The sequence below is a fragment of the Mycobacterium paraffinicum genome (genome assembly GCF_025822865.1).
GTDB classification, from domain to species: domain Bacteria; phylum Actinomycetota; class Actinomycetes; order Mycobacteriales; family Mycobacteriaceae; genus Mycobacterium; species Mycobacterium paraffinicum.
Window position 1 is genome coordinate 42,741 of the sequence record NZ_JACKUR010000021.1, and the last position, 19,999, is coordinate 62,739.

18 protein-coding genes are annotated in these 19,999 nt (G+C 68.2%); 6 read left to right on the top strand and 12 right to left on the bottom strand.

Annotated elements, in window-relative coordinates; genetic code table 11:
* Positions 1-150: 150 nt before the first annotated feature.
* The gene (locus tag H7J89_RS25635) at positions 151-3,060 is read left to right on the top strand and encodes a helix-turn-helix transcriptional regulator (protein ID WP_276041886.1); all 2,910 of its coding nucleotides are present in this window, start codon (positions 151-153) and stop codon (positions 3,058-3,060) included.
* 5 nt (positions 3,061-3,065) lie between these two features.
* On the opposite strand, the gene H7J89_RS08835 is transcribed toward H7J89_RS25635, so the two are convergent.
* Together H7J89_RS08835 and H7J89_RS08840 are read right to left on the bottom strand one after the other, a co-directional pair.
* A complete protein-coding gene (locus H7J89_RS08835; protein WP_264041943.1) occupies positions 3,066-3,335 on the bottom strand; it encodes a DUF4242 domain-containing protein in 270 nt (89 codons plus the stop codon).
* A gap of 76 nt (positions 3,336-3,411) precedes the next feature.
* Positions 3,412-3,870 (bottom strand): MarR family winged helix-turn-helix transcriptional regulator, encoded by a 459-nt coding sequence (locus H7J89_RS08840; RefSeq protein ID WP_264041945.1) that lies wholly within the window; start codon positions 3,868-3,870, stop codon positions 3,412-3,414.
* A gap of 74 nt (positions 3,871-3,944) precedes the next feature.
* Between H7J89_RS08840 and H7J89_RS08845 the strand changes: the two genes are divergently transcribed.
* A complete protein-coding gene (locus H7J89_RS08845; RefSeq protein ID WP_264041947.1) occupies positions 3,945-4,889 on the top strand; it encodes an extracellular catalytic domain type 1 short-chain-length polyhydroxyalkanoate depolymerase in 945 nt (314 codons plus the stop codon).
* 32 nt (positions 4,890-4,921) lie between these two features.
* Here H7J89_RS08845 and H7J89_RS08850 read toward each other — a convergent pair whose 3' ends face one another.
* Positions 4,922-5,563 carry a TetR/AcrR family transcriptional regulator gene (locus H7J89_RS08850; RefSeq protein WP_264041949.1) on the bottom strand — a complete coding sequence of 214 codons (642 nt, stop codon included), beginning with the start codon at positions 5,561-5,563 and terminating at the stop codon, positions 4,922-4,924.
* Positions 5,564-5,781: 218 nt separating this feature from the next.
* Between H7J89_RS08850 and H7J89_RS08855 the strand changes: the two genes are divergently transcribed.
* On the top strand, positions 5,782-7,953 hold the full coding sequence (locus H7J89_RS08855) for an MMPL family transporter (RefSeq protein ID WP_372513763.1): 2,172 nt from the start codon (positions 5,782-5,784) through the stop codon (positions 7,951-7,953).
* Here the strand turns inward: H7J89_RS08855 and H7J89_RS08860 are convergent.
* Complete coding sequence (locus tag H7J89_RS08860) at positions 7,948-8,556, bottom strand: TetR/AcrR family transcriptional regulator (protein ID WP_264041951.1); 609 nt, start codon at positions 8,554-8,556, stop codon at positions 7,948-7,950. The two genes, H7J89_RS08855 and H7J89_RS08860, sit on opposite strands and share 6 nt — an antisense overlap.
* A 66-nt stretch (positions 8,557-8,622) precedes the next feature.
* On the opposite strand from H7J89_RS08860, the gene H7J89_RS08865 reads away from it, so the two are divergent.
* From H7J89_RS08865 to fadD1, 3 genes are all read left to right on the top strand, one after another.
* Positions 8,623-9,453: an alpha/beta fold hydrolase gene (locus H7J89_RS08865; RefSeq protein WP_264041953.1), complete on the top strand. Its 831-nt coding sequence runs from the start codon at positions 8,623-8,625 to the stop codon at positions 9,451-9,453.
* A 32-nt stretch (positions 9,454-9,485) separates the two neighbouring features.
* Positions 9,486-10,256, top strand: coding sequence for an SDR family NAD(P)-dependent oxidoreductase (locus H7J89_RS08870; protein WP_264041955.1), 771 nt, complete (start codon positions 9,486-9,488; stop codon positions 10,254-10,256).
* An 84-nt stretch (positions 10,257-10,340) separates the two neighbouring features.
* A complete protein-coding gene (gene fadD1 / locus H7J89_RS08875) occupies positions 10,341-11,984 on the top strand; it encodes a fatty-acid--CoA ligase FadD1 (RefSeq protein WP_264041957.1) in 1,644 nt (547 codons plus the stop codon).
* On the opposite strand, the gene H7J89_RS08880 is transcribed toward fadD1, so the two are convergent.
* The 8 genes from H7J89_RS08880 to H7J89_RS08915 all read right to left on the bottom strand — a co-directional run bounded on the left by H7J89_RS08880 (position 11,923) and on the right by H7J89_RS08915 (position 19,999).
* Positions 11,923-12,576, bottom strand: a complete 654-nt coding sequence (locus H7J89_RS08880) for a PadR family transcriptional regulator (RefSeq protein ID WP_264041959.1) — start codon at positions 12,574-12,576, stop codon at positions 11,923-11,925. The genes fadD1 and H7J89_RS08880 overlap by 62 nt on opposite strands.
* A gap of 7 nt (positions 12,577-12,583) precedes the next feature.
* Complete coding sequence (locus tag H7J89_RS08885) at positions 12,584-13,006, bottom strand: Zn-ribbon domain-containing OB-fold protein (protein WP_264041961.1); 423 nt, start codon at positions 13,004-13,006, stop codon at positions 12,584-12,586.
* Positions 13,003-14,163: a thiolase family protein gene (locus H7J89_RS08890; RefSeq protein WP_264041964.1), complete on the bottom strand. Its 1,161-nt coding sequence runs from the start codon at positions 14,161-14,163 to the stop codon at positions 13,003-13,005. The genes H7J89_RS08885 and H7J89_RS08890 overlap by 4 nt, the downstream gene beginning before the upstream one ends.
* Before the next feature lie 18 nt (positions 14,164-14,181).
* A complete protein-coding gene (locus tag H7J89_RS08895) occupies positions 14,182-14,511 on the bottom strand; it encodes a hypothetical protein (protein WP_264041966.1) in 330 nt (109 codons plus the stop codon).
* 1 nt (position 14,512) lies between these two features.
* Positions 14,513-16,846 (bottom strand): CaiB/BaiF CoA-transferase family protein, encoded by a 2,334-nt coding sequence (locus tag H7J89_RS08900; protein WP_264041968.1) that lies wholly within the window; start codon positions 16,844-16,846, stop codon positions 14,513-14,515.
* Between the two features lie 2 nt (positions 16,847-16,848).
* Positions 16,849-18,186 carry an amidohydrolase family protein gene (locus H7J89_RS08905; RefSeq protein WP_264041970.1) on the bottom strand — a complete coding sequence of 446 codons (1,338 nt, stop codon included), beginning with the start codon at positions 18,184-18,186 and terminating at the stop codon, positions 16,849-16,851.
* 184 nt (positions 18,187-18,370) lie between these two features.
* Complete coding sequence (locus H7J89_RS08910) at positions 18,371-18,784, bottom strand: Zn-ribbon domain-containing OB-fold protein (protein ID WP_264041972.1); 414 nt, start codon at positions 18,782-18,784, stop codon at positions 18,371-18,373.
* A 6-nt stretch (positions 18,785-18,790) separates the two neighbouring features.
* A complete protein-coding gene (locus H7J89_RS08915; RefSeq protein WP_264041973.1) occupies positions 18,791-19,999 on the bottom strand; it encodes a thiolase family protein in 1,209 nt (402 codons plus the stop codon).

The window sequence follows — 19,999 nt, forward strand, 5'->3', positions numbered from 1 at the left end:
ACCTCATTGTTTGCTCGCGGGTCTTGATGCGCCGACGTTACGAGGCCGGTCAACCGCGCGTCATGACCACAACCGAGCATTTCCGAGGCATTCCACGATAGTCACATCTGACTATCGACCGACCAACACCGTCGCGGCTACCTTGTTTGCATGGCGCAGTGGGTGCCGCCCCCGCTCCCGGCCGAACTGATCGCTCGCCGCCGGGGCCCGCTCGTGGGTCGCGACGCGGAGCTCGCGGTGTTCGAGCAGGCCTGGGAGCGCGTGGAGCGGGGCAATCGCCAGGCGGTTTTCATCGGCGGCGAGCCCGGTGCCGGTAAGACGCGACTGGCCGCGGAGGTGGCCGGAACGCTATTCGACCACGGCGTCGCGGTGCTGGTGGGAAGCTCGACCGCCGACGAGGACCTGCCCTACGCGCCCTTCGCCGAAGCGCTCGACCGGCTGCTGATCGCCGGTCCGCCGGGTTCGATGGCGGAACCGTTGAGCGACGCGGGGCCGCAGCTTCGACGACTTTCGTCGGAAGTCGTTCGGCATTTGCCCGACGACGGTCCGGCCCCGGACGTCGGGTCGGCGCGGCAGGCCCTGTTCGACGCGTTGACCGGCTTCCTGCGGCGTCTGGCCGTCGATCGCCCGATCGCGCTGATCCTCGACGACCTGCACTGGGCGCAGCTCCCCACGCTCGCGCTGCTCGAGCACGTGCTGATCGGCTGCGCCGATGTGCGCGTGCTGGTGGTGGTCACGTTCCGCACGACCGAACCCGACCGGTCCGACGACCTGGCCACCCGGCTGGCCGAGCTGCACCGGTTCGACGGGGTGCGACGCCTGGACCTGGCGGGCCTGGACACCGAGGCGATCGCCGAGTTCGTCGCACGAACCCAGCAGCTGGCCCCGGCGTCGGTGCGCACGGCCGCCGCACTGCTGCGCGAGCGGACCGGCGGGAATCCGTTCTTCCTCACCGAATTGGTCAATGATCTCGAAATCCGGGGCGGGCTAGCCACTTTGGGCACGCAGCAGACGGTCCCCGGGTCCATCGGAGACGCCATCGCCCGCCGCCTCGCCGGGCTGGGGGCCGGCGTACGGGCGGTCATCGAGCAGGCGGCGGTGCTGGGCCAGACGTTCGACCTGCCGGCGCTCATCTCGACCTGCGAGGCGGAGGTCGCCGCGACGTTGGCGGCGATCGATTCGGCCGAGGCGGTCGGGCTGGTCCGTGCGGTGCACGACTCGGACGACGAGTTCGCGTTCGTGCACGCGCTGACCCGGGAATCGGTGCTCGGCGGGATGGCGGCATCGCGGTTGCGGATCATGCACGCGCGCGCGGCCGAGGCGCTCGAGGGACGGGGCGACCCGTCGCTCGTTCCCCGTCTGGCCAACCACTTCCTGATGGCGCACGTGCTGGGCTACCACGAGCAGGCGTTGCGGTATGCGCGCCGGGCGGCCCGGATGGCCGAGCACAGCCTGGCCTACGAGGACGCGGCCAAGTGGTTCGAGCGGGCCGCCTCGCTTCCCGAGCTCAGCCTCGCGGAGCGGGCCAGGCTGCACCTCGACGCGGCCGCCAACCACGTGCGCGCCGGCTCCTTCGTGCGGGCGCGGACCATCTACGAACGCATCGGCGCGATGGACGACCCGCTGATGCGGCTGGAGGCTGCCGTCGGCTACGAGGAGGCGAATTGGCGCCCCGGCCAGTCGACTTCGAAGGCGGCCGACCTGCTGGCGTCGGCCCTGGAATCGTGCGGGCTGCAAGCCGATGACCCCCGCTATGTGCAGGCGCTCGGCAGTTTCGGGCGCGCGCTGGCCTTCGCCGGCGAGGCGGAGCGGGCCCGCGAGGTCGGCGCCGACGCGATCGAGCGCGCGCGGGCCGTCGGCGACGAGGCGGTGCTGCTGCACACGTTGAAGACGAGCCTGTGGCAGGGCCTCACCCCGGAGATGAGCGAGATCCAGGCCGAGCGTGCCGACGAGGTATCGCACATGGCGCTATCGCGCCGCGACTACGAGTCGCTGGGTGCGGCGTCACACTTCCACGCCATGGTCAGCTACCTGGCCGGCCGGCCCGACGGCCTGGCCGCCGCGACCGCCGACATGCGGCGCGCGGCCCAAAGCTGCGGTCAGCCCGCCTTCGGCTTTGTCGGCGCGTGCATCGAACAAGCGTTGGCCTACCTGCGCGGCGACTTCACCGGCGCCGAACGATGGGCCGACATCGCCTTGCGCACAGGCGATTTGTTCGGCACCGACGACACCGAGGGCTCGAACGGGGTCCAGATGTTCATGATCCGCCGCGAAACCGGCGACCTGAAAAGGTTCGGCGGTTTCATCGACGGCAGTGAAACGTTCGCCGGCCGCTGGGTGCCCGGGCTGCTTGCCCTGTACACCGAGTTGCAGTGCGAACGCGGGATGAACCGTGCGCTCAATCAACTGCTCAACCGCAACCTCGGCGACCGCCTCGAGGATGCGCAGTGGCCGATGGAGCTGGTGTTCATGGTCGAGGCGGCGTTGGGGCTTTCGCATCGCGAAGCGGTCCACGCGCTGCGTCCGTTCGTCTCGCGTTATGCCGGAAAGAATTTGGTGGCCGGCCAGTTCGTCGCGCTGTTCGGCAGCGCCGACCGATACCTGGCCCGGATGGCGGCGCTCTGCGGAGACGGTGCCGCCGCCGAGCGGCACTTCGTCGCCGCAATCGAGATGGACCGCCGGATGGGCTCGGTGGTGCATGTCAGTGAGACGCTGGCCCGGCACGCGTTGTTCGCCGCGTCAAGTGGTCGCACCGACGACGCCCGGCGGCTGGCCGACGAGGCGCGCGCCATCGCCGCCGCGATCGGGCAGGCCCGCGTCGTCGACCTGGCGGATTCAGTGCTGGCCGCGGGTCCGGTGGGTCCGGACGGCCTGACCGAACGGGAGGTGGAGGTGCTGCGGCTGCTCGCCGAGGGGTTGAGCAATCGCGCGATCGGCGAGCGCCTCTTCATCAGCACCAACACCGCCGCGAACCACGTGCGCAACATCCTGATCAAAACCGGCGCCGCCAACCGCACGCAGGCGGCGATGTACGCGGCCGACCACGAGCTGCTCGGCTAGCGCGCTCAGATGTCGGACAGCACCCCGTCCGGCATCAAGCGCTCTTTCACTTCGACGACGGAGTCGGCGGGCAGGCCGGCCCGCGCCGCCGCGGACCTGATGGCCTCCGGCGAAGGCGCCTCATATAGGCAGTACGTCTTCCGCTTGTCCGCCGACAGGAACGAGTACATCCAGCGAACGCCCTCGAGGTCGTTGATTCGATTGATACCGTCGGCAACCTCGAGGCCGGGCTCGAGTTCCTCGGCAAAGTTGCGCTCGACCATGAAGATGGGCACGGCGACTCCTGTTCACTGTCTTGGGTCGAGCCTAGGCCGTCGGCGACGATCAAGACATGGGAATTTCCGCCAGCGGCTATTCCCCCGCCGCCTCGGTCTGAGCCGCGAGCAACATCTGCAAGGTCTCACGTAGCGCGGTCAATCGCTGACGCCCCAGGGCCTGCTCCCACTGCCGCTCCAATTCGACTGCGTTCGAACGCATTACGCGTAGGGCCTGGCGGCCGCGAGGTGTCAGCTCGATGATTCGGGCCCGCGCATCCAGCGGGTTGGGGACTCGGGTGACGTAGCCATGTCGCTCCAGTCCGGCGATCGCCTGGGCGACCGCCTGCCGGCTCACTTGGAGCCGGTCGGCCAGATCCGACGCGTGCAGGCCACCCGCCGCCAACGGTACGAGCGCGACCGCTTGCCCCGGGCGGATCCCGTCAAGCCCCGCCGCGGCAAACGCCGACCGCAAGCGTGGCGCCCCGGACGCGGCCACCAGGTTCACCAGCGCGGGAACGGTGGGTTGCCAGTCCGGATGCAGAGGGCGCCGCATGGAAAGAGTGTGCCACCCCCACCGCAATTGACAAGCAACTTGTCAAAATGCCTATCGGCTGCCACGATGTCGTCATGCGATCGCGCCGCGCCCGGGCCGTCAGCGTCTGCCTCGTCGCCGTCCTGGCGGTCGTGCTCGGCGGCTGCCTGGGCGGCGGCCACGCGCTGGGAACGCCCGGTTCGCAATCGATTCCGGTCGGACAGTCCACCCAGAGCGTCGAGTCGGGCGGCGCAAGCCGCAGCTATCACCTCTACCGGCCGCAGGGACTCACCGATGCGGCCCCTCTGGTGGTGATGCTGCACGGCGGCTTCGGCACGGGCCAGCAGGCGGAGCGCGCCTACCACTGGGACACCGAGGCCGACGCCGGGCATTTCGTGGTCGCCTACCCCGACGGCATCAACCGCGCCTGGAACGCCGGGACGTGCTGCGGCGAACCGCAGCGCGTCGGCACCGACGACGTCGGTTTCATCACGACGATGGTCGGCGCCATCGAGCAAGGAATGCCCATCGACCGGGCGCGCGTCTATGTCACCGGTATGTCCAACGGCGCCATGATGGCGCTCCGGCTCGGCTGCCAGTCGGACGTGTTCGCCGCGATCGCCCCGGTGGCGGGCACGGTGCTGACCGACTGCTCCCAAGCACGGCGCGCGTCGGTGCTGCAAATCCACGGCACGGCCGACGACAGGGTGCCCTATGACGGCGGGCCCGGAAAGGCGTTCGCGCTCAACGGGACCGCCCGCGTCGACGGGCCGTCGGCGCAGTCCGTCAATGCCACCTGGCGCGCCATTGACGCGTGCGGAGCGCCGAACTCGAGCACCACCGGCGACGTGACGACACAAATCGCCGGCTGCGCGGACGGACGCACCGTCGAGTTGATCTCGGTGGCCGGCGCGGGCCATCAATGGCCGGGCGGCGAACCCAGCCCCCTCGCCGAGAAGCTCGCGGGCATCCCGCCACCCTCGACGGCGCTGGACGCCACCGACACCATCTGGCAGTTCTTCGCCCAGAACCACCGTTAGGCGATCGCGGGCGTCGGCGCCGTTCGCGGTGACTAAAGATCCTCCGCGGTGAGTCGGCGTTCGAGGGCGCCGGCGATGTCCGTCGTTGTCACGACCAGCGCCGTCATGAACTCGATGAGCTGAGGTCGACTCACCTTGATTTGGCGTCGGTACCACTGGGTGATCAGCTCAAGAAGGCCGCCGACCACCGTCAACGCGGTCAGCATGACGTTGTCGTCGGTACCGGCGGCCGCACCGAGCAGTGCCCGTACCTGCCCGACCATGACTTGGGTGAGGACGTCGATCACCTCGTCCCGACGCCCGGCGAGCGCTTCGGCCGTTTGCAGCTCGATCAGCAGCCGCGGGCGCCGCGGATCCTCGTCGATGAAGCCGAACGCGAACTCGATGACGGCGCGGGCGCGGGCCTCGAGTTGGTGCGGTGACTCCGCGACCGTTGCCATGATCCCCGTCAACGCGCGGCTGAATTGGTCTTCGAAAGTCGCGATCAGCAACTCGTGGCAGTCGCGGAAGCTCTCGTAGAAGTAGCGGTCGTTAAGCCCCGCGCTTGCGCTGACGGCGCGCACCCGAAGATTGTTCACCCCATGCTCGGCAATCGTGTCGAAAGCAGCCTCGATCAACTGTCCGCGGCGCTGTTCACGCCGCTGATCAGCGGTTAGGCCACGGTGCACTGCCATCAGGCCTCGCTCCATTGTCGTTTGACTGGCGGACTTGCGCCCGCACCTCACTTTGGTGAAGGATCTTCACCAATACGGTTTGGTGAACTGCTTCACCAACCAATCATAGGGGGAGCGGTGCAACGGGGGATCTTTTCGGGAACGGGTTTCGTTGGCGCGGGCAACGGGCCGAGCCCCAGCGTGAGCGCACCGGTGAATACAGTGCGCGCCTTGCCGCGCTGGGCGGACTTGCCGTCCGGCGCAACGCATGGGTGATCGGCACTTGGATCGGCGTGGCGGTGATCCTCGCTATCGCCTTCCCACAACTGGAGACGGTCGTGCGCCAGCAGTCGGTCCAGCTCTTGCCCGGTGACGTGGCGTCGTTTCAAGCGCTTGATCGCATGGCAGCGGCGTTCGACGAGCGGGGCGCGAAGACCTCGATCGTCATCGCGATGGAAGACCCCGCCGGACTGACCCCACCCGCGCGGCAACGCTACGACGCCCTCGTGGTCGCGCTGCGCGCCGACAAAACTCACGTTCTGCTGGTGCAGGATCTACTTGCCGAGCCCACCACCAGAAGCCGCGCGGTAAGCAAAGACGGAAAAGCGTGGTTCCTGCCCATCGGGATCACCGGCACACTGGGCGACCCGAAGGCGGCCGAGTCGGTCGACGCCGTGCGCGCGCACGTCTCCTCCGTCGTCAGCGGATCATCGACCACCGCCTACGTCACCGGCCCGGCCGCGACGTTCCGTGATCAGATCGGCTCCGGCGAACACGAGCTGCTTCTCATCTCGATCGCGACCGCCGCCCTCATCGGGCTCATCCTGCTGCTGGTTTACCGATCGGTGGCCACCGCCCTGTTGCCGCTATTGGTGATCGGCGCGAGCGTGGCCGTCGGCCGAGGTGTTCTGTCGGCGCTGGGCGAATTCGGCGTTCCGGTTTCGCAATTCACCATCGCGTTCATGACCGCGGTTCTGTTGGGCGCCGGCACCGACTACAGCGTGTTCCTGATCAGCCGCTATCACGAACAACGACGGCATGGAAACGCCCCCGAACAGGCCATCACTCATGCCTGCGGCAGCATCGGGCGCGTCATTCTGGCTTCAGCGGCGACGGTCGCCCTGGCGCTGGCCTCCATGGTGTTCGCTCGCCTGAGCGTCTTCCAGGGTGTTGGCCCCGCATGTGCCATTGCCGTGCTGATCGGATTCCTGGCCACCGTCACGCTGCTCCCGCCGCTATTGGCGCTGGCGGCCAAACGCGGCATCGCCGAGCCGCGCGCCGACTTATCGCGTCAGTACTGGAACCGGATCGCCGTCGTGGTGGTACGACGACCAACGCCGGTGCTGGCCGCGAGCCTGGTGGTCTTGCTGGCCCTGGCCGGCGTCGTGGCCACCATGACGATCAGCTACGACGACCGCAAAGGACAACCCGCGAGCACCGCCAGCAATCAGGGCTATCAGCTGTTGGATCGGCACTTCCCCAAAGACACCGTCATCAACGAATTCCTGCTTGTGCAATCCCGCACCGACATGCGGACCGCCAAAGGCCTCGCCGATCTCGACGCGCTGGCCTCGCGGGTGGCGCAGCTGCCCGGGGTCACTCGCGTCTCTGGTGTGACCCGCCCGACCGGGAACCGGCTCGATCAAGCGCAATTGTCTTGGCAGAACGGACAAATCGGCGACAAGATGGCCGGCGCCGTCGCCGATGGCGAAGCCCATAGGGACGACCTCGCCAAGCTCACCAACGGTGCCGACCAACTCGCGGCCGGCTTGGGCCAACTCGACACCACGCTCCGGCGTGCGCTCACACCACTGACCGATCTCTTGGACCAAGCCGGAAGCAGGGGTCAACAGTTGCAGGGCGCGCGGCCCCTGCTGCAGCAACTCAACGCCACGGCACCGGCCGTGGACCAAGCCGTTCACACCGGCGCGGGGTTGCGGCCCCTGGCCCAACAAGCCGCCGCCGCCATTGCGGCGATCGAACCACTCGTCGAAGGCCTCGATGCCTCACCCTGGTGCGCCACCACGCCGCAGTGCGCACAACTGCGCGATGAAACCCGCGTACTCGTTACCTTGCGCAACGGTGGATTCTTCGACCAGGTGGCCGGACTCAGCGATCAGTTCAACCAAACCGCAACCCTTGCCGGCACTCTCACCGATATCCAAAACGCGGCCACCACCATGCAGCGGACGGTCGGCGCTGGCTCCGTGATCACCTCAGCGGGCCTGATCTTCGCCGCCAGCATGTTCGGCCTCATGATCGGATCGCTCGACATGATGGTCCAGGCCGGATTCGTGATCGGCTGTGGGCTGCTGCTGGACACGTTCGTCGTTCGCACGCTCACCGTTCCAGCTATCGCGACGCTCTTACGGGAGCGGAGCTGGTGGCCCCATCGGTTCAGCGCCTCATGACCCCGTAAGCATGCCGTCGATCAGCCGGTGCAGCACCTGCCGCGTCTCTCTGCGCGTGCGTTTCGGGTCCTCGGCGGTCGCGATGAGCATGGCCGCCTCGTCGAGCGCACCGATCAGCACGTGCGCCAACGGCCGCACCGGTTGCCTGGCCAACTGTCCGGCCCGGATCGCCTCGGTGATCAACTGTTCGGTCATGCCCAGGCTGTACCGCTGCGCGACGTCGCGAAAACCGGCCCAGCCCAGCACACTCGGGGCGTCCAACAACATCAGCTGACGCACCTCCGGATCCCCGGAAACCTCCAGCCACGCGTCGACCGCCGCACGGATCGCGTCCGCCGGTGTCGTCGCACCCGAATCGGCCACCAGGGTGCCCATCCGCGCCATCACGTCCTGCTCAACCGCCTCGACGACCTCGCGGAAAAGCGTTGCCTTGTCGGTGAATTGGTGGTACATCGCACCGCGCGTAACCCCCGCGACGGCCGCGATCTCCGGCGTGCCGACCTCCGCGTAACCGCGTAACCCCCACAGCTTGCGGGCGGCCGCGATCAGCGCGTCGCGGGTCGCCGCGGAGCGCTCTTCCTGAGTCCGTCTCTTGCTTTCCATACAACCTGTTGGTAACTTACGAACAGACAGCCTGTTTGTAAATGTATCCCGAGGTAGGAGTTCTCTATGTCGACGATCGACATTAGTGCCGGAACCATCCATTACGAAGCAACCGGACCCGAAAGCGGCCGGCCGGTCGTTTTCGTGCACGGGTACATGATGAGCGGCCAGCTGTGGCGCCAGGTCAGCGAACGCCTGGCCGACCGCGGGCTGCGGTGCATCGCCCCGACGTGGCCGCTGGGCGCGCATCCGGAGCCGTTGCGCCGCGGCGCCGACCGGACCATCACCGGTGTCGCGGGGATGGTCGCCGAGGTGCTGACCGCGCTCGACCTCCAGGACGTGGTGCTGGTGGGCAACGACACGGGCGGGGTCGTCACCCAACTGGTGGCCGTGCACCACCCCGCGCGGCTCGGCGCCCTGGTGCTCACGAGTTGCGATGCGTTCGAACACTTTCCGCCGCCGATCCTCAAGCCGGTGATCCTGGCGGCCAAGTCGAAGACGACGTTCCGGGCGGTTTCCCAGGCCATGCGAGTGCCGGCGGCGCGCAAGCGCGCGTTCGACGGATTGGCGCACCACAACATCGACGCCCTCACCGAGGCGTGGGTGCGACCGGGGCTATCCGACCCCCGCATCGCCGAAGACTTGCGCCAGTTCACGCTGTCGATGCGCACCGAGGTGACGACGGGGGTGGCCGCCCGCCTGCCTGAGTTCGACAAGCCCACCCTCATCGCCTGGTCTGCCGACGACGTGTTCTTCGAGCAGGAGGACGGGGTCCGCCTGGCCGCCACCATCCCCAATGCCCGCCTCGAGGTCATCGGCGGCGCCAGGACCTTCTCGATGATCGACCAGCCGGACCGGCTCGCCGACCTGTTGTCGACGATCGCGGTGCGCGCGTAACCGCCCGCCCCGCCGGCGGTAGCGTCTTGCGCATGTCAGACACGACGCCACCGCTGCGGGGCCGGCGGATCCTGGTCACCGGCGGCGCGACCGGCATCGGCGCGGCCGCCGTGGGAGCCCTCAGCGAGGCCGGGGCGGAGGTCGCCGCCACCTATCACCAGACCCCGCCGCCTGACGGCCTCGCGGCCGGCTGGCTGCAGTGCGACGTGCGCGACGGCGACGCCGTCTCGGCGATGGTGCGACAAGCCGCCGACGGTATGGGCGGACTCGACGTGTTGGTGAACGCCGCGGGGCTGTGGCAGGCCGGGATTCCCGGATACATCGGCGGTGACGACATCTCGTTCCTGTTGGACACCAACGTCAAGGCGACCATCCTCACCAATCAGGCCGCCTACGCCGTCATGAAGGACCAGGACCCCAAGGGCGGCAGGATCATCAACTTCGGCTCGTCCGAAGCCGTGATGGGCAGCCCTATCTCGGCCGTCTACGCCGCCACCAAGGGTGCGGTCCAGGCATGGACGCGGTCGGCCGCCAAAGCGTGGGCGGCGGACAAGGTCACCGTCAACGCGCTGGCGCCCGCGGTGCAGACGGCCGGCGCCGATCGGCTGCGCGAGTTCCTCGGCCCCGACGCGAGTGCGTTCATCGACCAGCAGATGCAGATGATGATTCCCCTGGGCGGGACGCTGGGGGATCCCGCGCGGGACCTCGGCCCGATGCTGGTCTTTCTGGCCGGGTCCGGTTCGGGATTCATCACCGGGCAGCTGCTGGCGGTCGACGGCGGCTTGATGATGGTGGGCGGATAACGGGGCGACGTCCGGCCGTCGCTACCATAAGACGGACCGTCTCGTCTCGCAAAAGGCTAGGCATAGTGAAGGTGACTTGGACCGATGACTGAGGACACGATTCAGGCGCTGCTGCAGAGGCGCTTGTCCGATCCGCGTGTCGCGGTCAAACATCGCGCCCTGCAGTGGAGTTGGAGTCAGTACCTGGCGGGTTCGGCGGCGCGGGCGGCGGCCCTGATATCGGCCGCCGACCGAGACCGGCCGATGCACGTGGGCGCCCTGCTGGGAAACAACCCGGAGATGCTGAGCCAGATGGCGGCGGCCGGCCTCGGCGGCTACGTCCTCTGCGGCCTGAACACCACCCGGCGCGGCGAGGCGCTCGCGGCCGACGTGCGGCGCGCCCATTGCCAGTTCCTCATCACCGACGCCGAACACCGCCCGCTGCTCGACGGCCTGGACCTCGAGGGAACGCAGATCCTCGACACCTCGACGCCGCAGTGGACCGAATTCATCAAGGACGCAGGCGAACTCGTGCCCCACCGACAGGTGACCGCGATGGACCCATTCATGATGATCTTCACGTCGGGAACGAGCGGAAACCCCAAGGCGGTGCAGGTGTCACACCTGATGGCGACGTTCGCCGGCGTCAACCTGGTCCAGCGCTTCGCGCTCTCTGAGCAGGACACCTGCTACGTATCGATGCCGCTGTTCCACTCCAACGCGGTCGTCGCGGGGTGGGCGCCCGCGGTGGTCTCCGGCGCCGCGATCGTGCCGGCGAACTTCTCGGCGAGCAGCTTCCTCGACGACGTTCGCCACTACGGCGCGACGTACATGAACTACGTGGGCAAGCCGCTCGCCTACATCTTGGCCACGCCCGAACGCGACGACGACGCCGACAACCCGCTGCGGGTCGCGTTCGGCAACGAGGCCAACGACAAGGACATCGAGGAGTTTGCGCGGCGGTTCGGCGTGCAGGTCGAGGACGGCTTCGGCTCCACCGAGAACGCGGTCATCGTGATCCGCGAACCCGGCACGCCGAAGGGCTCGATCGGCAAGGGGATCGACGGGGTGGCGATCTACAACAGCGACACCGTCACCGAGTGTGCGGTCGCCCGCTTCGACGCCGACGGCGCCCTGGTCAACGCCGACGACGCCGTGGGCGAGTTGGTCAACACGGCCGGCTCGGGTTTCTTCACCGGCTACTACAACGACCCGGATGCCAACGCCGAACGCATGCGCCACGGCATGTACTGGTCCGGCGACCTCGCCTACCGCGACTCCGACGGCTGGATATACCTGGCCGGCCGCACGGCCGACTGGATGCGGGTGGACGGGGAGAACCTCGCCGCCGCCCCGATCGAACGGATCCTGTTGCGGCACAGTTCAATCAACCGCGTCGCGGTGTACGCCGTTCCCGACGATCGCGTTGGCGACCAGGTGATGGCCGCGGTCGTACTCAACGAAGGGCATGCCCTCGACGCCGATTCCTTCGAAGCGTTCCTCGACGCGCAGCCGGACCTGTCCCCCAAGGCCCGCCCGCGCTACGTCCGCATCGCCACCGACCTGCCCAGCACCGCCACCCACAAAGTGCTCAAGCGTCAACTGATCGCAGAAGGGACGAATATCGCGGCGGGGGAAGTGCTGTTGGAACGCCAACCACGCGGGACCGCCTACGCCGTCGCGACGCCTACCTCTGAGTCCCGGACACCCGCCGGCGGATCTGGCCCTTCGACCGTCGCACCCGCCTGACCGGATCCCGCGTTGTGCCGGCGGCGATCTCGTCACGCAACTGCGCGATGTTGGAGATCTCCGCATACAAGCCGCGGATCGCGTAGTCCAGCACCGCCAACGAGAAGCGCTGGTCCGGGTCATCGCTGATGCCGAGTTCACGCGACCGTTGCCGCGACCACAGCGCCTCGTCCAGCCGCGCCCGGGTCGCCTCGAGGTGCCGGTCCAGCGTGTCGACGATGTGTTCGGGGTCCTCGCCACGGGCGAGCCAGGTTCTGAGGATGACGGGGTGCTTGATGACGACCTGGTCCTCGCCCGGGAAGTGCTGCACCCACCGGCGTAGTGCGTCGAGCCCGGCATCGGTGGTCTCGTAGAGCGTGATCGCCCGCTTGCCGGATTGGGCGCCGGTTTCGCTCACCATGCCGCGAGCCAACAAGCGGTTCAGCTCGCGCCGTACGTGACTGACCGACGGAGACCAGTAGAAATGGCCCACCGACAACTCGGCGCGCATTTTGATCTCGCCGGCGGTGAGCTGCTCGTCGTTGGCGGCCAGCACACCCAGCACGAGGTAGGCGGTTACCGGGAGGCCGTTGCTGGTGCGCCGGGGGCTCACGACTGGTCTACTTCTGGCCGGTGAAGTACGGCAGCGTGACGTCGGGCCCGACGGCGTGGAACTGCACCCGCACGCGCATGCCGATCCGCAAGTCCTCCGGCGCCACCCCGACGACGTTGGTCAACATCTGGTAGCCCTCGTCCAGCGTGACGATCGCGGGCGCGTAGGGCGGTTCGAATTCCGCAGTCACCGGACGGTGAACCACCGTCCAGCTGTAGATGTCGCCCTGTCCGGCGCTGCGCTCCCAAGGCACCTGCGCCGAAAGGCATTGGCGGCAATGCTCGGTCGGCGGGAAGTTCGCCAGGCCGCAGGCCTCGCAGCGCTGATACCGCAACTCGCCGGACCGGCAGCCCTCCCAGAACGGAACGCTCAGGTGGCTACTCGCGTGGGGCACGGGGCCGGTTTGCGGGCGCAGGGCTTCGGAAGTCACAGCGGTTCGTCTCCCAGAATCAGCAGTGTGGTGAACAAGGCCCCCGCTCCCCCGTTGCTGCACAACGCGATGTGCGCGTCGGGAACCTGAAGCTCGCCCGCCTGGCCGCGTAGCTGCTGGACGGCGCGGACGGCCCGCTGCATCATCTGCGGATTGGAGCCCGCGTGGCTGAACGACATGGTTCCTCCGTCGGTCGTGATGGGGTGGCTGCCGTCGATGGCGATGTGGCCGTCGGCGACGAACGGTCCGCCCTCACCTTCGCCGCAGAACCCGAAAGCCTCGAGCTGGCGGATGATTTCGAAGGAGAACGGATCGTAGAGCTCCAGCACGTCGACATCGGCGGGCCGCAGCCCGGCGTGGTCGAACGCGCGCTCGGCCGCGCGCCTGCCGACCACACCGTTGACATGCCGGTCGCGCCGCCCGGTGAGGTCCCACGCCGGTGGGTGCTGGTAGGACGGGCCGTGGAAGTCGGCGCCGCTGCCCAGCACGTAGATGGGCTGGCTTGCGCGGTCGGTCTTTTCGACGCTTGCCACGACCAGTGCGCATCCGCCTTCGGAGGTGGTGGCGCAGTCGAGGAGGTGAAACGGGTCGGCGATGGGCCGGGATGCGGTGATGTCGTCGGGCGCGAAGGGTCCGCGTTGGTAGTAGACGGCTTCGGGGTTGCGCGATCCGTTGTTGCGGATGGTCGCGGCCACGATCGAAAGTTGTTCGCGCGTCGTGCCGTAGGTGTGCATGTGCCGGCGCGCGATGAGCGCGAACTCGGCGGTGGTGAACATGCCCCACGGCGCGACGAATTCGTTCTCCGGCCGCGTCCACGGCGCCGTGGCCTCGTGGTCGCGGTACTCGCCGGCCTGGGCGGCCACCAGCACCACCACGTCCGCCATGCCGTGTTCGATGGCGGTGACCGCCTCGGTGATCATGCCGACGCCGAAGGCGAGGCCCTGCCAGGCCGGGCCGAGGCGCAGGTCGTAGATGAGCGCCGTGGACAGGGGCCCCGCGCTGATCCCGTCGACGTCTTCGAGGCGCAGGCCCGCGTCGTCGAGTGCGCCGCGGATGGCCGCCAGTGCCAGGCTGCGTGAGGTCTCGCCCTCCAGGCGGCGGCCCTGCCGGGTGTTGTGCACGCCGACGATCGCCGCGGTGCGTTTTGTGCCTGCCACTTCCGTAATCCTTCGCGTCTAGTTTTCGTCCGCCACGACACCGAGGTAGGTGCCGACGACGTCGTACGGTCGCCCGTCGCGGATGATGGTCCCGATCGTCGTGGTTCGGGCATCGGCGGGCTCCGCGCCGGCATCGACCACGTCGATCCGCACGTCCACGGGTCGGGCCGTCTGCGGGTCGGTGATCTCGACGACCATCGCCACCGCGCGCTCGTGCTCGTCCCATTCGACGCCGGTGATGCGGTGCCGGGCGGTCAGTTCCATCACCACCGAATCCTCGCGCACCAAAAACCGCACCGGTGCACACAGTTCGCCGGGTCGGGGCGGCACGCAGAGGGTGACCGGCATGTCAGAGGCCCGCCGGCCGGGCGCTGATGGCCCCCGCCTGCCGCAACGCGGACAACTCTTGTTGGTTGTGCCCCAGCAGGTCCGTCAGGACCTCGCCGGTGTGCTGGCCGTACAGGGGCGGCACCCGGCGGATCCAGCGCCGCGGCCTGCCGAGGAACGCGAACGGCATTCCGGTGCACAGGAAAGAGCCGGCGACCGGGTGGTCGACGGTTTCCCAAAAACCGCGCGCATGCAGGTGCGGGTCGCGCAGGAGGTCCGGGGCCGGCGTGACGCGCGCCGCTGCCACCCCGGCGCCGCGCAGTGCCCCGACCGCTTCGGCCACCGACCGGCCCGCCGTCCAGTCGGAGATCAGCTTGTCGATTTCGTCCGGGTGCTCCAGCCGGTCACCGGCGCGAAGATCCGGTTGGACCAGCAGCCTGGCCAGCGACGCGCGGGCGGCGTCGTCCATCGCGGCCAGCGCCACCCAGTCGTCCTCCCCCCGGCAGCGGTAAACCCCCTGGGGGCCGGCGCCGGGGCCTCGATTCCCGTTGCGGCGCATCTCAATTCCGTTACACGAGTACTCCACCAGCATTTCGGCGGCCACGTTCAGCGCCGCCTCGACCATCGTCGATTCGACGTGCATCCCGGTTCCGTCGCGGTCGCGCACCACCAGTGCCGCCACGGCGGCGAAGGCCGCGTGCAGGCCCGCGATCGGGTCGCACACACCGCGGGGAATCACCGGAGGGCCGTCGGCGTGTCCGGTCATCCACGCCATGCCGGTGGCCTGCTCCATCGTCTGGGCGAAACCCACCCGGTCGCGCCACGGCCCGTCGAGACCGAAGGCGGGCATCCGCACCATGACGGCGCGAGGGTTGGCCGCGTGCACTGCATCCCAGCCCAGACCGAAGTTCGTCATCACGCGGGGCGAGAAGTTCTCGATGACGAGATCACTTGCGGCGATGAGCTCCAGCGCGATGTCCCGTCCCGCGTCGGTGCTGAGCTCGACGCTGACGCCGCGCTTGTTGCTGTTGCTGCACAGGAAGACCGGACCCCACTCCCACCATTGGTCCCAGCTGGGTGGGCGCCCGGCGGAAAACCGCATACCGTCGGGCCGGCGGACGCCCTCGACTTTGATCACGTCGGCGCCCAGCGCGCCAAGCAGCTGGGTGGCGACGGGCCCCGCCCAGAAGGCGGTGAAATCGGTGATCCGCGTGTCGGCCAGCGGGAGCGCCTCGTTGTCGGCACCCGGGGGAGGGACCGGCCGCGGCGGCCAGTGAACGCCGCCGTTGTCCGCACCGAGCAGCGGCGCCCGCCCGGGTGGCCGGGTTTGCATCGCGTCGCTGCGATACGGCACCCTGGGCCGCAGCACGCCCGCATCGGACTCGGCGAACACGCCGCGCTGCCCGAAATGGTCGATGGTGGGCAACATCTCGGGTGTGGCGATAGGTGCGACCGGGATTCGGAAAGCGACCGCGAGGTCGACGATCTCCTGCGTGGTGCGGGACTGGGTCCACTGCGTGACCATGCCGACGAACTCGTCGCGGCGGGCGACGCGGCCGTCGAACGACGCCAGCTCGGCGTCGTCGAGCAGGTCGGCGCGATCGATCAGCACCAGGAAGTCCTGGAACTGCTGCGCGGTGATGGTGCAGAACCCGACCATGCCGTCGGCCGTGGGAACGATCGACGGCAGTTCCAAACTGCGCCGTCCCAGTAGGGAATCCGCACCCAGCACGCTGGCCGACATGGCGGACAGGCCACCCATCGCGATCACCATCGCCTCGTACGTCGACACGTCGATCACCTCCCCGCGGCCGCTACGCGAGGCATGCCGGGCGGTCGCCGCGGCGACCGCGGCCGCGAAGGTGCCCGCCAACCACTCACCGAGTTGGCCGCCGGCCTGCACCGGCTCGTCTTCCGGCCAGCCGCGGCCGGCGGTCGAGCCGCACAGGGCCTGCAGGATGAACTCGTTGGCGAGCACGCGATCGTCAACGTAGGGGCCCGTCGTGCCGAACGGCGTCACGGCGACCACCACGGCCGAAGGGCCGGTATGGGAACCGATCTCGTCGAGGGCCCACCCATCGGTCAGGTCGGTGAGCACGATGTCGGCGCCGGCCAGCAGCGCGGAAATCTCCGCCTGGCCGCTGTTGGTCACCGACTTCTTGCCCGCGGCCAGATAGCCGAACAGCGCGCCCGGTGGCCCGCCGGCCGACCGCCCGCGTAGGGAATCGCCTTCCGGCGATTCGATTTTCACCACCTCGGCACCGGCGTCGGCGAACATCTTGCCGCAGTAGGACACCGCGATGCCGTTGGACAACTCCAGCACGCGCCAGCCCGCGAACGGCGCTCGGGGTGACACGTTCAGTTGCCCAGGGTGGTGGCCCGGCCCGCAATTCCGGCGGCTTCCGCCGTCACCTGCGCCTGCAGCGCGAACTGGGTCATCCGGGTCCACGCGTCGCGGTCACGCTGGCTCGCCTGGCGCCCCACGTGCGTCACGACGTCGACGTCGGTGGCCTGGGCGCGCAGGTACCCGGCACGGGCGTGTTCTGAGGGGATGTGCCGGAACGGATCGAATGAGTAGGCTGCCATGGCGTTTTCGTGGGTGATCTTGTCGATCACCGAGTCGTCGAGATGCCCCATGGTCGCGATGACGTCCTCGGGTGCGAACGGCCAGTTGCTGTCGGAATGGGGAAAGTCGGACTCCCAGCACAGCATGTCCTCGTTGAACCAGTCCATGTTGCGCACGCCGACCTTGTCGCTGATGAAGCACGTGTAGAAGTGCCGCTTGAAGACGTCGGCCGGTCCGCTGTAACCGGGCGGGAACTTGGCCAGCGTCCATCCCGAGTGGCGGTTGTAGACGTGCTCGGCCCGCCACAGAAAGTACGGTATCCAGCCGACGTCGCCCTCGGTGAGCGAGAACTTCAGCTGCGGGAAGTCGGCCCAGAACTCGGCCCAGATCAGCTCGGCGAAGGTGAACATGCTCATCATCGACGACGCCGTCATCTGCACACTGGGCGGGGCATCCGTCGACACCTGCGGAGAGCGCGATGCGGAGCCGACGTGCGTGCACAGCACCGTCTTGTTCTCACAGACCGCCTCGAACAGCGGATACCAGTACTTGGTGTGAATACTGGGCATTTGCAACGCCTCTGGGTTCTCCGAGAACGTCACCGCGTGGCAGCCCTTCTTAGCGAGGCGCTCGACTTCCTTGGCCGCCTCGGCCACGTCGAACAGCGGCAGGATGCCGCAGGGAATGAAGCGGCCCGGGTAGGCCGCGCACCACTCGTCGATGTGCCAGTCGTTGTAGGCCTTGATCATGACCAGGTTGACGTCACGGTCGGGACCCTGGTTGAGGACCTGCCCGGAGAACCCGGTGAAGTTGGGGAAGTTCAGGCCGGCCAGTTGACCGCCGGCGTTCATGTCGCGGATCCGCTCGTCGACGTTGAAGCAACCGGGCCGCATCTCGTCGTAGCGGGAGGCATCGATGTTGTACATCTCCCGCGGCTTTCCCGCCACGGCGTTGAGGCCCATGTTGCGCCCGCGGACCTCGCCGTAATACCACTGTTGGATGCCGTCGGGTTCGATAACCACCCGGGGGGCGCGGTCCTTGTATTTCACGGGGACGTGCGCGTCGAACATGTCCGCGGGCTCGGCGATGTGATCGTCCACGCTGATCAGGATCAGATCGTCCTTGTTCATGCCGCACTCCTCGCCGCCGTAGTGACTAGTAGATAATGGCGCCGATCACAGTGTCAACCGCGTACGCTCGTTCGCAGCCGCGGCTAAAGAGTTATATCGCAACACCGGGTCGTCATCGGGGCGGCTGTCGCTTTGCCGGCCGGCCGCCGGTGAAGTAGCGACTAATAGTCGCTGTCGCGGGACGTCAGTCGGCGGGCGTGTATCGCAGCATTGTGACGTCGTGTTCGGGGTAGTCGAAGAACACCGGCTTCACCCGCATCCCCACCCGCAGGTCGGTAGGGTCGACGTTGACCATCTCGGTGGAAAACCTTGGCCCCTCGTCCCATTCGACGATGGCCAGCAGCTGGGGCACGGCGTCGGCGAAGTGCGGGCTCACCGGCCGGCGCGCCACGGTGAAGGAATACAACGTTCCCATGCCGGAGATCTCTCGCCATTCCAGATCGTCGGCGAGCGTGCGCGGCACCCGCACCCGTGGGTAGAACACGTAGCTTCCCAGCGAGGGCGAGTACTGGATGACGATCCGGTGCTGCGCCAGCGCGTCCCAAAACGGGGCGCTGGTAGGGGTTTTGACGGGCATCGGGCGCTCGAAGGTGGCCATCTGCGATCAATCCCCCTCGAGAATCAGCGTGGTTTGTTCCGACAGGATTCCGCCGTTCCCGGACACGAAGGCGCGGTGACAGTCGGCCACCTGCGCCGCGCCCGCGCGGCCCATGATCTGGCGCGTGGCGTCGCAGACGTGGTGCATGCCGCCGGCCAGCCCGGCCTGACCGAAGCCCAGCTGACCGCCCGCGGTGTTGAGCGGGAAGTCACCGCGGAAGGTGAGATCATGGTTGGCGACGAATTCCATGCCCTTGCCCTTCTCGCAGAAGCCCGCGTCCTCCAGCGACAGCAGCACGGTGATGGTGTAGCAGTCGTAGATCGACACCATGTCCATCTGCTCGCGGCGAAGGCTGGTCATGGCGAACGCGGTGTCAGCGGCCTCCGCGATCGGGGTGTGCAGCAGGTCCTTTGCATAGGTCGGAGTCTTGAACGGCACGTGTTCGCCGAATCCCTTGATCCACACCGGCCGATGGCGCGCGCGTCTGGCGAGATCCGCGTTGGCGACGACCACCGCGGCGCCCCCGACGCAGGGCATGACGATCTCCAGCATGTGCAGGGGGTCGGCGATCACCGGGCTGGCCAGGACGTCGTCGACCGTGAGCGGCTTGTCCTTCCAGATCGCCCCTTCGGTGTGATTGGCGTTGAACCGCTGATCGACGACGATCTTCGCCATCGCCCGCTCGTCGTACCCGTAAACGGCCGCATAGCGCTGGGCCACCTGCCCGTACGGCCCGTTCTGGCCGAGATTGCCGTACGGGATCTCGAATTCGGCCTGGGGAGAGCCGTATTGGTTGCTCGACGAGCCGAAGAACATCGCGTCCACCAGCGGCCTGGGCTTCTTCTTCGACGAGGGGGTGATGTACCGGGCCGGCAGCGCACACAAGACCGCGTCGCAGATGCCCAGCTCGATCGCCGCGGCCGCCCGCCAGACCATCGCCGCCGCGCTGGCTCCGCCGAGGTCGACGTGCTCGGCGAATCGCGCTCCAACGCCGAGGTATTCGGCGATGGTGGAGGGCACGAAGATCTCCGACTCCGCCAGGTGCGACGCCACGATCCCGTCGACGACATCGCCGGACAGTCCGGCGTCCTCGAGGGCGGCCGCGGAGAGTTCCGCCCATTGTTCGATCGCGAACGGCGCCAGCGAGGCCTTATTGAGCCGCTCGGGCGGCAACTCGACGTAGCCGACGATCGCCGCTTCTCCGCGTAATCCCAT